Below are 13,460 nucleotides of genomic sequence, written 5' to 3'. Positions count from 1 at the left end.
TCGAACTGTCGGGCCGGCCGCACCGCATCTATGTCGAGGAGGCCGGCGAGGGCACGCCGCTGCTCTGTCTGCACACCGCGGGCGCCGACGGGCGACAGTATCGCGGCCTGATGAACGATATCAGTGTCACCCGCAACCATCGCGTCATCGCCTTCGACATGCCCTGGCACGGCAAGTCGTCGCCGCCGCAAGGTTGGCACGACGAGGAGTACCAGCTCACCTCGGCGCAATACACGGCGATGATCCTCTCCGTGATAGATGCGCTCGAGCTCGACAAGCCGATCGTGATCGGCTGCTCGATCGGCGGTCGGATCGCGCTGCATCTGGCGCTCGAGCATCCAGAACGTTTCCGCGCCATCATCGGCCTGCAAGCCGGTGCGCATGTCGATCCCTATTACGACCTGAACTTCCTGCACCGGCCGGACGTCCATGGCGGCGAGGTTGCGGCGGCGATCGTCTCGGGGCTGGTCGGGCCGGACGCGCCGGACAGTGAGCGGTGGGAAACGCTTTGGCACTACATGCAAGGCGGCCCCGGCGTGTTCAAGGGCGATCTCTATTTCTACAAGATCGACGGCGACATCCGCGCCCGCGTCGCCGAGATCGATACCAGGCGCTGCCCGCTGTTCCTGCTGTCAGGTGAATACGACTACTCCTGCACGCCGGAAGAGACGTTGGCGGTGGCGAGCAGCATCGCCGGTTGCGAGGCCACCATCATGAAGGGCCTCGGCCATTTTCCGATGAGCGAGAATCCAGGCGAGTTTCTCAAACACCTGCTGCCGGTGCTGGAGAAGATCGGGGCGGCATGATGCGACGGCTCGCGGCCCAAGCAAGCCGGGCATGACACGATCGGGGAGTGAGCCGTCTATTTGCCCGAGCGCGGCAAATCGCTGTTGTCGCGGATCGCGGCACGGACCTTGGCCATGGTCGTCGTGCAATATTCCTCGCGCTCCTTCAGGAAGCGCTGCTGCTGCGCGCGGAAGCTGGCAACCCGCTCCCTCACTTCGGATCCGAAGTCGCCGCGGATATCGAGCTTGGCGAACTGCGGAAGCTGAGCCGGCGGCGGCGGGACCTCGACGACGGTCACCGTCAAGGGCGGCGGCGCCGGCGGCAGGCCCTCGATCACGGTGGGTACCGGAAGCGAGGGAGGCGTGACCATCCTTGGGGTCTCGGCGGCAGGCTTGATCCCCGACACCGGCCTTGTTTCCAAAGTGGTCCTGGCTTCGGTCTCGGCCGTCGGGATCGTCGGCTGCGCGGGGCCCGGCTGGGGTGCCGCGGCCGATGGGGCGGTGGTTTGTTGAGCGGGCGTCTGGGCAGACGTCGGCGCCCCGGCGTCAGGCAGCCTGCCCTTCACCGACTGAACGAAAGCCATTGTCTGCGCGATCAGGAGATCGCGTTCCTTCATCCACTTCATGGCGCACCCTAAGCGCGCGGATTCCAGCAAAGCAACTCCGCGGAATCAAGCATCGGCCATCATGATGGTTGACGAAGACGCCTGTTTCGCAGGCGCGGTGACATAATTGTGACACGTAGTGGCCGCGAAGGCGGTCAGCGTTGGCCAGGATTGGTGTTTGGGACGAACGGGGTACCGACGATACGGATCGGTATTTGATCGTCCGCTGGCGCCCGATTCGTGACCGGCCGGGACATGGCGCTTGCCGGCGCGGACACCGGATCCAGCAGCGCGACGATCCCGGCGGCGGCCACGCTCAGCAGCGTAGCGGCGCCCAGAAGCGCGATATTGCGGTCGGCCTCGCGTGTCCTCATGCGAAAGGAAATGCGTGAGGGCGCATCATGTTCCGGACAAATCCTCACGCGTTTTCGCGCGGTCTTGGCGGCGCGCTGAAAGTCCGCGTTGGAATCAGACCCGAAGGCACCCAGGGCAGGTGCCAAGTGAGCCAGGCATCGCAGCGATCGGAGCGGGCGAGGGTTCTCAGCCCGGCAAGGCCGTCGCTTCCGCGATGGTTGGTGCGGTGACGCCGGCCTCGATCATGTCGGCGTAGCGGCCATACTCCTCGGCCATTTCAAGCAGCTTCTCGCGCACCATCGCGTCGGTGACCTGACGGGCCAGCCGTCGCGCCTGATCGGACTGGAAGCGGTAATGTGCTGTGTCGGACATGGTGGCTCCTTACACATGGGTAAGGGCCATCGGGCAAAGGTTCACTGTAGGATCTGCGAGCGATCACCCAGCGCGGCCGGGACGCCGTCCCCCGCCTTGTCTTCGCGGACCTCGACCTCGAACCAGCCCATCTCCTTCAGCTCGCGCGCCTTCTTCTCGGCCGCGTCTTCATTGTCGCGCTTCAGCACGATTTGGCTGGTGCCATCACGGGCAAGGATCAAATAGGTCATTGGCAGAGTCCCATCCCGCATTCTGCATAGTCCGTTTTGGCCTGCAAGGACAGAAACAAGACGCAGGATGGGTGATCCTACGGGCATCTCCCCACGATTCCTGCCAAGATTCTCTGCGGAGATTTCTGTCGAGGTGCGGGGCGCGCATCCGCGACGGCCCGGGTCTGTGCGGAGAGGCTCGCCTGCAAAATAGTTAACGCGAGTTGACAGAATGTCGCACCCGCGTAATATTAATTGAATTAAATGGAGGGGTTTAAAGCGCGTCAAATCCTCTCACGCAAATATTTTAAATGGGGAGTACAATGAAAAATACGTTTCTGATCGTCGGCGTTGCTGCTCTGTTTTCGACCGCGGTATCGGTCGCCGCGAAGGCCGATCCCGTGACCGGCACGCTGAGTGCCACCTACTACGAAGTCCTCAACAACGGGTCCGGTGCGCCCGATTTCGGCGGCTCGGGCACGCCGAATGTCGCGATCGGCAGCGGGTTGGTGAACGACCGGCCGGTCGTCAGCACGTCCAGCCCGGGCGTGTCGATGTATGATCATTCCACCGGCCAGTTGCTGTGGTGGACACCGTCGGCAACGGTCATCCAGACCGGCACCGGCACGGTCTCGCTGCCTTACAGCAGCACGATGTACGCCCCGAACAGCACCGGCACCAACGATGCCGCCGCATTTGAAACCGCGGTGCTGAAGGGCACGTTCTCGCTGTCGTCAGCCGGAACGGTCCACTTCACGGTCGGCTCGGACGACGACGCCTTCGTCTACCTGAACGGCGTCCTGATCGGACAGAATCCCGGCATTCACGCGATCACCGACGTCACGTTCGCGGGCAACGCAAACGCCGGCGTGAATACGCTGGAAATCTTCTACGCCGATCGTGAACGGACCGGCGCGCAGCTCGACGTCAGCGCCGACGTGGCACTGACGGCTGCCGTTCCGGAGCCGTCGACCTGGGCGATGATGATCCTCGGGTTCTTCGGCGTCGGCTCGCTGGCCTATCGCCGAAACCGCAAGCCGCAAGTGCTCGCCTAGAGCATCATCCGCGCATTGAAAAAGCCCGGCTCAAGCCGGGCTTTTTTTCGTCCTGGTGACCGACGATCCTGTCGCTGGCGGGTGCCCGCTGGGGCGAGGCGCAGCGGAGAAGCCGAAGGCTGGTGCCGGCTGAGGGGATTGAACCCCCGACCTTCAGTTTACAAAACTGCTGCTCTACCGCTGAGCTAAGCCGGCGAAAGGGGAATGATTTGCGGGCTCGCATAGCAGACTTGGCGGGCCAGAGCCAGAACCAGAAGAAGCCCGGACCGCGCAAGGTTCGCATCGATCGCGCTGCGCCAGGCAGCAGAAAGGCGGCCTGAAGGCCGCCTTCTCGCCGTCAGCGCTGTGCGTCGGCTACTGGCAGGGGTGCCGGAGGCCGTCGCTGCCGCGGAACCAGGTGCCGGGGGTGCAGACAAATCCGTTCTGCCGCGCATATTCCTCGCCGCCGATCGGGCTGCGGGCGTATTCGGGGCCGCCGAACGGCGCGGTGGCGATGGCGGCCGCTGTTCCAACCGCGCCGCCGACCACGCCGGCCGCGGCGTCGACCGGCGCGAACGGGCCGGGGTCATAGCGGTTGTAGCTGTCCTGCCAGTCGCGGTCGCGCCGCGTGGTGCGGTGGTGATAGGTGGTTGCGGTGGCGTCTGGTGCCATCGTCTGGCATCGGGCATCCGGATAGGCATTCGAGCAGCGCGCGGCGGAGCCGATGGTCTGTTGCGCCATCGCCGGGGTGGCGAGCGCCGAAGCGAGCAGGGCTGCTGCGCCGAGCATCTTGAGCCGTGTCATGCGAAGTCTCCTCTCGTCGTGGTGAGAAGCTAATCTCGCGATCCGGCGCGTGTTCCTGCGCGGCCTTGCCTCGCGATCAAACCGGTGTGAAGTTCCGCCGGGGTCCGCGCATGACGCGTTCCGGATCATGGCGCTTTTGATGGGAATGGCATGCACACACGCGACATCGACTACGCCGGCGGCGACGCCGATCTGCGCGGTTATCTGGCCGTCAGCGACACGGGCGCAAGACGTCCCGGCGTGCTGGTCTTCCACGAGGGGCTCGGGCTCGGCGATTTCGCGATGGAGCGGGCGCGCAGACTTGCCGGGCATGGCTATGTCGCGCTGGCGGCCGACATGTTCGGCGATCGGCAGCAGGCCGCCAACCTCGATCAGGCGATGACGCTGATTGGCGGCTTGCGGACAAATCCCGCCAGGCTTCGCGCGCGGGCCCGCGCGGCGCTCGCGACACTCACCGCGCTGCCCGAGGTCGATGCCACGAGATGCGCGGCGATCGGTTTCTGCTTCGGCGGCACCGTCGCGCTCGAGCTTGCGCGCGACGGCGCCGACCTCAAGGCCGTCGTCAGCTTCCACGGCGTGCTCTCGACCACGCAGCCGGCAGCGGCCGGTGCGGTGAGGGCGAGCGTGCTGGTGCTGACCGGGGCCGACGACCCGCTGGCGCCGCCCGAACAGGTCGCAGCCTTCGAGAACGAGATGCGCGCCGGCAAGGTCGCCGACTGGCAGGTGACCAGCTACGGCAATTTGCTGCACGGCTTCACCAACCCGTCCGCCGACGGCTCGATCATGAGCTCGGCGCTTTACGACGCGCGGGCCGACCGCCGCTCCTGGGCGGCGATGCAGGGCCTGTTCGACGAGGTGCTGGCCTGACGATCCCTGAGGACGCAGCTGTTAACGATGTCTGAGCCGGCGCGGCCGCATTGACCGGATGCCGATGCTTACGCATTAGGCTTACCGGCAGTTTGGCCCGCGGCCTTAACCCTTCCGCCAAGGCATTGGACTAGGCTGAGCCTGGAACAATTCGGGACGCTGGGTGAACATGCGCGGACGACTGGCGCTGGTGATATTGGCTGCGATGACCTCGGCGGCGTCGGCCGGCGGCGGCTTCGACATCGTCGTGCCCTCGCGGCCCGGCGTGCCGATCATCATCAACGGCGTCGATGCCTCCTACGCCGTGGTCGAAGGCGCGATGGGGCTTGCCCGCAACGAGTCGCTGGTGCCGACCGTCTATGGCGGCCGCCCGATCGATCCCCAGCCGAATGTCGGCCATTATTATCCGAGCCTCGGCCGCATGCCGGGCTATGGCCGGCTCGAGATCGAGCCGCCGGCCAATCGCAGCCTGCCCAAGCCGGCCGAAAGCTACCATCAATCCTGGTCGGCGCGGTCTACGCCGCTGCCGGCGCAGTCCAACGAGCCGGTCGATCCGCCGCCGGTGATCTACGCGCCGCAGTTCAACGGACCGCAGCCGCTCCCCGGGGCGATGCCGCGGCCACCGCGTCCGAGAGGCCCTTAGAACCAACTGTCCAATCAAGAGCCCCTCAACCGGGGGCGCTGAATAGCCATCAAGAGCTACGCGACGAACAGAGAGCATCAGGAGAGAGTAATGCGTCAAATGATCAAAGGACTGATTGCGGCGGTGGCCGTCATGCTGACCGCGCCCGCGATGGCGTGCGGTTTCAACCCCTGCGGTGCGCCGGTCTACGCCGCGCCTGCCGTGACCTATGGCTGTGGCGGCTGCGGCGGCTACGGCTACGGTTATGGCTATGCCGGATACGGCGCCGTCGAACGCCTGCCTGACCCGGATGCGGCCTATCCCAACGCGACCCAGCAGTACTATTACGTCAACCAGGGACCGACCTACAGCGGTCCGGGCAACTGGGCGCCGCGTCCGTACTACCGCGAAGGCTATGGCCGCCCCTATTACGGCTATCGCCACTATGGCTACCGCCACTACGGCTATCGCCACTCCTACCGGCCCTACCGTGCGCACTACGGCTATCGCTACGGCTACGCGCATCGCGCGCCGGTCTATCACTACGGCCACCGCGTGCTGCGCCGCTATTACTGATCTCGACCGATCCGTCGAAACATCAGCGCCCGTTCGCGTCACGCGAGCGGGCGTTTCTCTTTGGCGATCGGTGAGGAGATCTATGCGGCTGCGCGATGCGGCATGCGGGCGATCACCTTGATCTCGAAATCGAAGCCGGCGAGCCAATTCACGCCCACCGCGGTCCAGTTGGGGAAGGGCGGCGTGGCGAACATCTCATTCTTGACTGCCGCGACGGTCTTGAACTGATTTTCGGGATCGGTGTGGAACGTGGTGAGATCGACGATGTCGTCGAAGCTGCAATCCGCCGCGTGAAGCGTTGCGCGAAGGTTGTCGAATGCCTGCCGGACCTGACGCTCGAAATCAGGCTCGGGAGAGCCATCGAGACGGCTGCCGACCTGACCGGAGACGAAGACGAGGTCGCCCGACCGGATCGCGGCTGAATAGCCGTGGGCTTCGTAGAGGGCATGCCGGTTGGCGTTGGCCGGGAAAATCGCCTCGCGCTGCGCCATCGCTTGATCCTTTCGTTTCCGTGTGTTGGCGGTGTGGATGCGCAGCCCGCCGATACGTCCTTCGCGTGCCGCCGCTATCGCATTTGATATACGCCGCGTATGCCAGTACATTAGTTGGCATACGGAGCGTATGTCAATCCATATACGTTGCGTATGTGAATTCGATGAGGGTGACCGGTGGCGGCAAAGCGACGCATCGAGACGATGGAAGAGAACCGCGCCAAGCTGATCGCGGCTGCGCGAAAGGCCTTTGCCAGGGATGGCTATGCCGAAGCCTCGATGGATGAATTGACCGCTTCGGTCGGTCTGACGCGGGGCGCGCTCTATCATAATTTCGCGGACAAGCGCGGGCTGCTGTCGGCGGTGGTGAACGTGATCGACGGCGAAATGGCGGCGCGCGCGCAGGCGATCGGCGCCCGCGCAGGAGGCGACTGGCAGGGGCTGCTGGCGGAAGGGGTGGCCTATATCGAGATGGCGCTCGATCCCGAGGTCCAGCGCATCGTGCTGCTCGATGGCCCAGCGGTGCTCGGGGATCCGTCGCAATGGCCCAGCCAGAGCCACTGCCTGCAAGTGACGAAGCAGACGGTCGAACGGTTGATCTCGCGGGGCATCCTCAAGCCGATCGACGCCGAAGCAGCCGCGCGACTGTTGAATGGCGCGGCACTCAATGCCGCGCTCTGGGTCGCGGCCAGCAACAATCCCAAAGCCGTCTTGCCGAAGGCCGTGGACGCCTTCACGCACCTTGCCTCGGGGCTGCTTGCGGGTCCGCTCGCTCCTGGTGCTCGCACGCGGAAGAAGTGAGATGCCGCGAACCAGAGCGTTTTCGAGCGAAGTGGAGACCGGTTCGCGTGAAGAAAACGCGAAGACAACAACCTGGAGCCCCGTTCCGATTCCATCGGAACGGGAAAGGCTCTAGCCCATCAGCCCAAGCCGGCTGGCGCCGATGTAGAGTGCGAGCACGGCGGCGTTCGACACATTCAGGCTCTTGATCTCGCCGGGCATGTCGAGGCGGGCGACGACGCGGCAGGTCTCGCGCGTCAACTGCCGCAGGCCCTTGCCCTCGGCGCCGAGCACCAGCGCGAGCGGCTGTTGCAGCGGAACCTTGCCGAGGTCCTCGCTGCCCTCGCTGTCGAGGCCGACGGTCTGGAAGCCGTGCTCGTTCAGCTCGTTCAGCGCGCGCGCCAGGTTTTGCACCGTGACCATCGGGACCAGCTCGAGCGCGCCGGAGGCGGCCTTCGCCAACACGCCGGTCGCCTCCGGGCTGTGCCGCGCGGTGGTGACGATCGCCTTCACCGCGAACGCCGCCGCCGAGCGCAGGATGGCACCGACATTGTGCGGGTCGGTGATCTGGTCGAGCACCAGCACGATGCCCTCCAGCGCCAGCGTGTCGATGCCGGGCGAGGGCAGGGGATCGGCCTCCGCCAACAGGCCCTGATGCACGGCATCGGGGGTGAGGCGGCGGTCGATGTCGCTGGGGCGGACGATCTCCGGGGCGACCCGGGTCGCGATATTCTCCTCGGCGAGCCGCTTGGCGGCGTTCTCGGTGAGGTAAAGCTTGCGGATCTGGCGCTCCGGGTTGGCCAATGCCGCCGCCACCGTGTGCCAGCCGTACAGAATCACCGGTCCGTCGGAACCGGATTCGCGCTCCCGCCGGGCCTGCGGGCGGCCGAATTTCGGCCCTTTCTGGAAGGGTTTACCGCCCTTGCCTCGGAAATTGGGTCTGCGGTCGCGATCGCTCATGGGAGGCTTGTGTCACGGGTGTCGAATATTGGCAATTTAACCGGCAAATAGGCGCCTGGCTTGGTTGACTTTGGGGACCGCCTTCGCCCATAAACGCGCCCGACCGCGCACCCGCTTCGGGTCGGCCGGTTATCAGCGTCATCTCGATGACCGGTCCGCCGCCACTCGCGCGGCTGGTTCGACGCTGTTGGACGGGGGAGTGTCCCGAGTGGCAAAGGGAGCTGACTGTAAATCAGCCGCCTCATGGCTTCGCAGGTTCGAGTCCTGCCTCCCCCACCAGCCTTCGCTCGCTTCGCGAGCTACGGCTAGGCAGGCCAGCAAGACTCCATCGTAGCGAAATGAGCGAGGGCTGCCGCGCCGAAGCCTGGAGGGCGCAGGCGGGCTGGATTGATGCCACTGGCCCGTTAGGCGAAGCGTGTCGCCACTTCCACGAACGTTGGCTCGGCAAGCCAGCCAAGCTGCATCAAAAACGAAATGAGCGAGAGTGGGCTCTGTCGTCGGCAATCACGCACGGCCGTGCTCCTGCGCAAGTTCGCGTGATCGTCGGCCTTCACGATGCTGCCTCTGGTTGCGATGCCAAACTTCCGCAACAATCCGCGACTGGGATATCGACGTTCTCCCTGACGCGGTAAGGGCAATCGCATATGGCAGCGAGCGGCTTTGCTGTCTCCACATTCGTCATGGCCGGGCTTGTCCCGGCCATCCACGTCGTTCTCACGCGGAGACTAAGACGTGGATGCCCGGCAACAAGGCCGGGCATGACGGACTTTGTGGGGAAATCGAGCGCATATGCGATAGCCCTCCCTGACGCGGGAGGTGCTCGCGAAGTCTCGTGGAGGTCTGGAATGCGCGTTGTCTCAGCGATCGCATGTGGAATCCTGTCGTTGCTTGCAGCCTCTTCGGTGCAGGCCGAGGTCACGTTCAATACGGCGTCGCCTGTCCCGCCGCGCGGATTGATGGACATCACTGTGACGCTCAAGAGCGTTGCCGTGCCTCCTGCGTCAGTGCAGGGGGGCGACCGTGAAACGGCCCTGAACGAGATCAGGCGGGATCTCTACCAGGAGGCCAAGGACCAGTGCCCGATCCTCGCGAAGGTGTATGACGCGAGCTGCCGAGTGACGTCCGTCAACATTTTCAGATTGCAGTCGATGCAGAAGGATGGCCCGCCCAGCTTTTCGATAACCGGGACGGCCAAATACGAACTGAAGACGAGCGACGGCGACACCAAGCAGTGATCCGGCACGGCTGGCCGCAGCCGCTACCCGACCTTCACTCCATCCTCCCGAACATCTCCACCAGCGTCTCGCGCAGCCAGCGCTGCGCCGGGACGGTGTCGTTGCGCTGGTGCCAGAACAGGCTGACGACGCGCGGCGGCGCCGGCAGCGGCACCGGCACGGCGTGCAGATGCGGCGCGTGGCGCGATTGCGCGCTGAGATCGCGCGGCAGCACCGCGATCAGGTCGGACTGCCGGACGATCTCGTAGGCGGCGTTGTAATGGTTGACGGTCGCGACCAGGTTGCGCGACAGCCCGCGCGAGGCGAGGAACTGATCGTAGGTCGGCAGCGTCCGCCCGGCGAGGCTGACATCGACATGCCCGGCGTTGAGGAAGCCGCGCGTGCTCAGCCGCTTCTGCCTGGCCAGCGGATGATCCTTCCGCATCATGCAGGCATATTCGACGGTCCACAGCGAGCGTGAGCGGATCGCGGCCGGCGGATGCTGCGCCTCGTTGACATAGACGCTCAGCACGCAATCGACCCGGTTGTCCTCGAGCCGGTCGCCGATCTCCAGGATGGTGTTGGGCATGGTGTGGATGCGCACCGACGGCGCCACCTCGCTGAACCGGATCAGCAGCCGCGGCATCACCAGCGAGGCGACGTAGTCCGACATCGACAGGCTGAACTCGGCCTGGGCGCGCCGCGGATCGAACGCGTCCTCGTCGAGCGCGTGGCGCACGTTCTCCAGCGCATCGCCGATCGGCTCCCACAATGCCACCGCACGCTGTGTCGGGCGGATCCCGGTGGCCGTGCGCACGAACAGGGGATCGCCGAGCGCGTCGCGCAGGCGGGCGAGCGCGTTGCTGACCGCGGGCTGGGTCATCGTCAGCGCGCTCGCCGCGCGGGTGACGCTGCCCTCGGTCATCAGCGCCTCGAAGACTTTCAGGAGGTTGAGGTCGAGGGTGCGGAAGGACACGGGCGATATTCACAATGGTGATGTACTAGATAACAATTATAAATTATTCCGATAATCATGATTTGTCTATCATTGCCGCCAATGACCCCGCGGCGCGTGCCGAACCGCGGGGCGCGGAGGGGGATTTCATGTCCATGATCTCGGCGCGCATCGAGCGCCTGCCGTTCGCGCGTTTCCATGTGCACCTGCTGCTGATGGGCGGGCTGGGCTATCTGTTCGACGCGATGGATGCCGCGGTGCTGGCGTTCATCCTCCCGGTGCTGCGCACCGCCTGGAGCCTGACCAATGTCGAGACCGGCGTGCTCGGCAGCAGCACCTTCGTCGGTTATCTGTTTGGCGCGCTGCTGGCGGGGACGCTGGGCGACTTGATCGGCCGCCGCGCGGTGATGATGTCGGCGCTGGCGCTGTATTGCGCGGCCTCGCTGGTCAGCGCGGCGGTCGATAGCTGGCCGGCGTTCTTCGCCGCGCGCGTCGTCGCCGGCATGGGCACCGGCGCGGAGAGCGCGATCATCGCGCCTTACCTCGCGGAATTCGTGGCGCGGCGTTACCGCGGCGCCTTCACCGGCGCGCTCGCCGGCTTCTTCTCGTTCGGCTTCGTCGCCGCTGCCTTGCTCGGCTATTTCATCGTGCCGGCCTATGAGAATGGCTGGCGCATCGTGCTCGTCATCACCGCCGTGCCGGTCGTGATGCTGCTGTGGTGGCGCCGCTCGCTGCCGGAATCGCCGCGCTGGCTGGAAAGCCGGGGCAGGGAAACGGAAGCCAGCGCGGTGCTCGACAGGATCGAGGCGAGCTTTGCGCGCGAGGGCCGGGTGCTGCCGGCTCCGGTCGCCGAGCCGGCGCTGCCTGCTGTCTCGTCGGGAACGCTGCTCGGCAATTTTGCCGCGCTGCTGGCCGGCCGCCAGGCCCGCATCACCACCATGACCTGGATCATGTGGCTGTCGATCACCTTCAGCTACTACTCTTTCTTCGTCTGGATTCCCGGCCTCCTGGTGCAGAACGGCATGAGCATCACCAAGAGCTTCGGCTATTCGCTGGCGATGTATTGCGCGCAGGTGCCCGGCTATTTCACCGCCGCTTTCTTCAACGAGCGGATCGGACGGCAGGCGACGATCGCGTCCTACATGCTGCTCGGCGGCGTCAGCGCGCTCGGGCTCGCTTTTGCCAAGAGCGATGGTGAGATCATGACGGCGGGGTTGCTGCTGTCGTTCTTCATGAACGGCACCTATGCCGGCGTCTATGCCTACACCGCCGAGGTGTTTCCGACCGCGATCCGCACCACCGGAGCCGGGCTCGCATCTGCGATCGGGCGGATCGGCGCCATCGCGGCCCCGATCCTGGTCGGCTATCTCTATCCGAATTTCGGCTTTGCCGGCGTGTTCGGCGTCACCACGTCCGTGCTGCTGATCGGCGCACTCACTGTCGTGCTGATGGGCGTGCCGACGCGGGGCCGATCGCTGGAAGAAATCGCAAGCAAGACCGCGTGACCACGGCAGCGTCCTGACAGGAGACTCTCATGCCAACCACCCTCTTCAAGAATGCCGCGCTGCTCGATCCGCTGCGCTCCGATCTGCTCGAAGGACACCACGTGCTGGTCGAGGATCGCTTGATCAAGGAGGTGTCTGATCGACCGATCGACGCTTCGGCCGATCGGGTCATTGATCTCAGGGGCAAGACCCTGATGCCCGGCCTGATCGACCTGCATGTGCACGCGGTCGCCGTCGAACTTGATCTCTCGCAGCAGGCGCGGATGGCCAACGTGCTGGTAACCTTGCGCTCGACCATGCTGTTGCGCGGCATGCTGAAGCGCGGCTTCACCACCGTTCGCGATGCCGGCGGCGCCGGCTATGCGCTGAAGCAGGCGATCGATACCGGCCTGACCGATGGTCCGCGGCTGTTCGTCTCAGGCCGCGCGCTGAGCCAGACCGGCGGCCATGGCGACGGGCGGGCGCGTTCGGACTATCTGGCCGACCCGACCTGCTCCTGCTGCGTGCGGGTCGGCGCGATCGCGCGCGTCGTCGACGGCGTCGATGCGGTGCGCAAGGCGGTGCGCGAGGAGCTGCAAATGGGCGCCGACCAGATCAAGATCATGGCCTCCGGCGGCGTCGCCTCGCCGACTGATCCGATCGGCGCCTACGGCTATTCCGAGGACGAGATCCGCGCCATCGTCGCCGAAGCGAAGGCGCGGCACACCTATGTGCTGGCCCACGCTTACACCGCGGAGGCGATCGAGCGCGCGGTGCGCTGCGGCGTCCGCACCATCGAGCACGGCAACCTGGTCGATCCTCCGACCGCGCGGCTGATGGCGGAGAAGGGCGCCTACGCGGTGCCGACGCTGATCACCTACGAGGCATTGGCCAACGAGGGCGCGAAATACGGCCTGCCTGCCGCGAGCGTCGCCAAGATCGCCGACGTCCGCGACGCCGGCCTGCGCTCGCTCGCGATCTATCGCGAGGCCGGCGTCAAGATCGGGTTCGGCACCGACCTGCTCGGGCCATCACAGCGTTTGCAGAGCGACGAATTCCGGATCCGCGCCGAATTGCTCGGCCCGCAGGCGGTGATTGCGAGTGCGACCGTCGTCGGCGCCGAAGTTCTCGGCATGGAAGGCAAGCTCGGCCGCATCGCGCCGAAAGCGTTTGCCGATCTGCTGGTCGTGGACGGCAATCCGCTACGCGACGTGACGTGTCTGCTCGGCCAGGGCGAGCACATCCCGCTGGTGATGAAAGCCGGCAAGGCCGAGGTCGACAGGCTGGGCGGGTAGGATACTTCCTTCGACGAAGGCGCAAGGGAACACCGTCATGGCCGGGCTTGTCC

The 13,460-nt window shown here is 65.5% G+C and carries 17 protein-coding genes and 2 tRNA genes; 10 read left to right on the top strand and 9 right to left on the bottom strand.

The annotated features are described in order from the left end of the window. On the top strand, window positions 1-806 hold an 806-nt coding region (locus B2W55_RS09460), incomplete at its 5' end, for an alpha/beta fold hydrolase (RefSeq protein WP_291532217.1). Between the two features lie 56 nt (window positions 807-862). Here B2W55_RS09460 and B2W55_RS09455 read toward each other — a convergent pair. The 4 genes from B2W55_RS09455 to B2W55_RS09440 form a co-directional block, all read right to left on the bottom strand. Then, on the bottom strand, window positions 863-1,441 hold the full coding sequence (locus B2W55_RS09455) for a hypothetical protein (RefSeq protein ID WP_100555176.1): 579 nt from the start codon (window positions 1,439-1,441) through the stop codon (window positions 863-865). A 104-nt stretch (window positions 1,442-1,545) separates the two neighbouring features. Next, window positions 1,546-1,890 carry a hypothetical protein gene (locus B2W55_RS09450; RefSeq protein ID WP_244442242.1) on the bottom strand — a complete coding sequence of 115 codons (345 nt, stop codon included), beginning with the start codon at window positions 1,888-1,890 and terminating at the stop codon, window positions 1,546-1,548. Between the two features lie 40 nt (window positions 1,891-1,930). Then, window positions 1,931-2,116, bottom strand: a complete 186-nt coding sequence (locus B2W55_RS09445) for a hypothetical protein (RefSeq protein ID WP_024582395.1) — start codon at window positions 2,114-2,116, stop codon at window positions 1,931-1,933. Between the two features lie 41 nt (window positions 2,117-2,157). Continuing rightward, on the bottom strand, window positions 2,158-2,346 hold the full coding sequence (locus B2W55_RS09440; protein WP_024582394.1) for a hypothetical protein: 189 nt from the start codon (window positions 2,344-2,346) through the stop codon (window positions 2,158-2,160). A 302-nt stretch (window positions 2,347-2,648) separates the two neighbouring features. Here B2W55_RS09440 and B2W55_RS09435 point away from each other — a divergent pair, with 302 nt between their 5' ends. After that, on the top strand, window positions 2,649-3,380 hold the full coding sequence (locus tag B2W55_RS09435; RefSeq protein ID WP_024582393.1) for a PEPxxWA-CTERM sorting domain-containing protein: 732 nt from the start codon (window positions 2,649-2,651) through the stop codon (window positions 3,378-3,380). 120 nt (window positions 3,381-3,500) lie between these two features. Here the strand turns inward: B2W55_RS09435 and B2W55_RS09430 are convergent. Next, window positions 3,501-3,575, bottom strand: a tRNA-Thr gene (locus B2W55_RS09430). A 159-nt stretch (window positions 3,576-3,734) separates the two neighbouring features. After that, window positions 3,735-4,163, bottom strand: a complete 429-nt coding sequence (locus tag B2W55_RS09425) for a hypothetical protein (protein ID WP_024582392.1) — start codon at window positions 4,161-4,163, stop codon at window positions 3,735-3,737. A gap of 150 nt (window positions 4,164-4,313) precedes the next feature. Here B2W55_RS09425 and B2W55_RS09420 point away from each other — a divergent pair, with 150 nt between their 5' ends. From B2W55_RS09420 to B2W55_RS09410, 3 genes are all read left to right on the top strand, one after another. Continuing rightward, window positions 4,314-5,030: a dienelactone hydrolase family protein gene (locus tag B2W55_RS09420; RefSeq protein WP_024582391.1), complete on the top strand. Its 717-nt coding sequence runs from the start codon at window positions 4,314-4,316 to the stop codon at window positions 5,028-5,030. A gap of 169 nt (window positions 5,031-5,199) precedes the next feature. Further along, window positions 5,200-5,673 (top strand): hypothetical protein, encoded by a 474-nt coding sequence (locus B2W55_RS09415; RefSeq protein ID WP_024582390.1) that lies wholly within the window; start codon window positions 5,200-5,202, stop codon window positions 5,671-5,673. 90 nt (window positions 5,674-5,763) lie between these two features. Next, window positions 5,764-6,228 carry a hypothetical protein gene (locus B2W55_RS09410; protein WP_024582389.1) on the top strand — a complete coding sequence of 155 codons (465 nt, stop codon included), beginning with the start codon at window positions 5,764-5,766 and terminating at the stop codon, window positions 6,226-6,228. An 80-nt stretch (window positions 6,229-6,308) separates the two neighbouring features. On the opposite strand, the gene B2W55_RS09405 is transcribed toward B2W55_RS09410, so the two are convergent. Beyond that, complete coding sequence (locus B2W55_RS09405) at window positions 6,309-6,719, bottom strand: RidA family protein (protein ID WP_024582388.1); 411 nt, start codon at window positions 6,717-6,719, stop codon at window positions 6,309-6,311. 204 nt (window positions 6,720-6,923) lie between these two features. On the opposite strand from B2W55_RS09405, the gene B2W55_RS09400 reads away from it, so the two are divergent. Further along, a complete protein-coding gene (locus B2W55_RS09400) occupies window positions 6,924-7,520 on the top strand; it encodes a TetR/AcrR family transcriptional regulator (RefSeq protein WP_024582387.1) in 597 nt (198 codons plus the stop codon). A gap of 111 nt (window positions 7,521-7,631) precedes the next feature. Here B2W55_RS09400 and rlmB read toward each other — a convergent pair whose 3' ends face one another. Continuing rightward, a complete protein-coding gene (rlmB, locus tag B2W55_RS09395; RefSeq protein ID WP_024582386.1) occupies window positions 7,632-8,459 on the bottom strand; it encodes a 23S rRNA (guanosine(2251)-2'-O)-methyltransferase RlmB in 828 nt (275 codons plus the stop codon). Window positions 8,460-8,652: 193 nt separating this feature from the next. Between rlmB and B2W55_RS09390 the strand changes: the two genes are divergently transcribed. Further along, window positions 8,653-8,738, top strand: a tRNA-Tyr gene (locus tag B2W55_RS09390). A gap of 566 nt (window positions 8,739-9,304) precedes the next feature. Next, window positions 9,305-9,694: a hypothetical protein gene (locus tag B2W55_RS09385; protein WP_145987223.1), complete on the top strand. Its 390-nt coding sequence runs from the start codon at window positions 9,305-9,307 to the stop codon at window positions 9,692-9,694. Window positions 9,695-9,728: 34 nt separating this feature from the next. On the opposite strand, the gene B2W55_RS09380 is transcribed toward B2W55_RS09385, so the two are convergent. Continuing rightward, window positions 9,729-10,658 carry a LysR family transcriptional regulator gene (locus B2W55_RS09380; protein WP_024582383.1) on the bottom strand — a complete coding sequence of 310 codons (930 nt, stop codon included), beginning with the start codon at window positions 10,656-10,658 and terminating at the stop codon, window positions 9,729-9,731. Between the two features lie 119 nt (window positions 10,659-10,777). Here B2W55_RS09380 and B2W55_RS09375 point away from each other — a divergent pair, with 119 nt between their 5' ends. After that, window positions 10,778-12,133, top strand: a complete 1,356-nt coding sequence (locus B2W55_RS09375; protein WP_024582382.1) for an MFS transporter — start codon at window positions 10,778-10,780, stop codon at window positions 12,131-12,133. A 29-nt stretch (window positions 12,134-12,162) separates the two neighbouring features. Beyond that, on the top strand, window positions 12,163-13,407 hold the full coding sequence (locus B2W55_RS09370) for a metal-dependent hydrolase family protein (RefSeq protein ID WP_024582381.1): 1,245 nt from the start codon (window positions 12,163-12,165) through the stop codon (window positions 13,405-13,407). Window positions 13,408-13,460: the final 53 nt, after the last annotated feature.

The organism is Bradyrhizobium sp. UBA2491, from assembly GCF_002341725.1.
GTDB lineage: Bacteria > Pseudomonadota > Alphaproteobacteria > Rhizobiales > Xanthobacteraceae > Bradyrhizobium.
This window is presented reverse-complemented; position numbering and strand designations above follow the sequence as displayed.

Excerpts from the sequence above, each read along its gene's own strand:
- B2W55_RS09400 (WP_024582387.1), top strand. The coding sequence starts at position 6,924 with ATGGAAGAGAACCGCGCCAAGCTGATCGCGGCTGCGCGAAAGGCCTTT.
- rlmB (WP_024582386.1), bottom strand. The coding sequence starts at position 8,459 with ATGAGCGATCGCGACCGCAGACCCAATTTCCGAGGCAAGGGCGGTAAA.
- B2W55_RS09410 (WP_024582389.1), top strand. The coding sequence starts at position 5,764 with ATGCGTCAAATGATCAAAGGACTGATTGCGGCGGTGGCCGTCATGCTG.
- B2W55_RS09445 (WP_024582395.1), bottom strand. The coding sequence starts at position 2,116 with ATGTCCGACACAGCACATTACCGCTTCCAGTCCGATCAGGCGCGACGG.
- B2W55_RS09415 (WP_024582390.1), top strand. The coding sequence starts at position 5,200 with ATGCGCGGACGACTGGCGCTGGTGATATTGGCTGCGATGACCTCGGCG.
- B2W55_RS09370 (WP_024582381.1), top strand. The coding sequence starts at position 12,163 with ATGCCAACCACCCTCTTCAAGAATGCCGCGCTGCTCGATCCGCTGCGC.
- B2W55_RS09440 (WP_024582394.1), bottom strand. The coding sequence starts at position 2,346 with ATGACCTATTTGATCCTTGCCCGTGATGGCACCAGCCAAATCGTGCTG.
- B2W55_RS09420 (WP_024582391.1), top strand. The coding sequence starts at position 4,314 with ATGCACACACGCGACATCGACTACGCCGGCGGCGACGCCGATCTGCGC.
- B2W55_RS09435 (WP_024582393.1), top strand. The coding sequence starts at position 2,649 with ATGAAAAATACGTTTCTGATCGTCGGCGTTGCTGCTCTGTTTTCGACC.
- B2W55_RS09385 (WP_145987223.1), top strand. The coding sequence starts at position 9,305 with ATGCGCGTTGTCTCAGCGATCGCATGTGGAATCCTGTCGTTGCTTGCA.
- B2W55_RS09405 (WP_024582388.1), bottom strand. The coding sequence starts at position 6,719 with ATGGCGCAGCGCGAGGCGATTTTCCCGGCCAACGCCAACCGGCATGCC.
- B2W55_RS09425 (WP_024582392.1), bottom strand. The coding sequence starts at position 4,163 with ATGACACGGCTCAAGATGCTCGGCGCAGCAGCCCTGCTCGCTTCGGCG.
- B2W55_RS09375 (WP_024582382.1), top strand. The coding sequence starts at position 10,778 with ATGTCCATGATCTCGGCGCGCATCGAGCGCCTGCCGTTCGCGCGTTTC.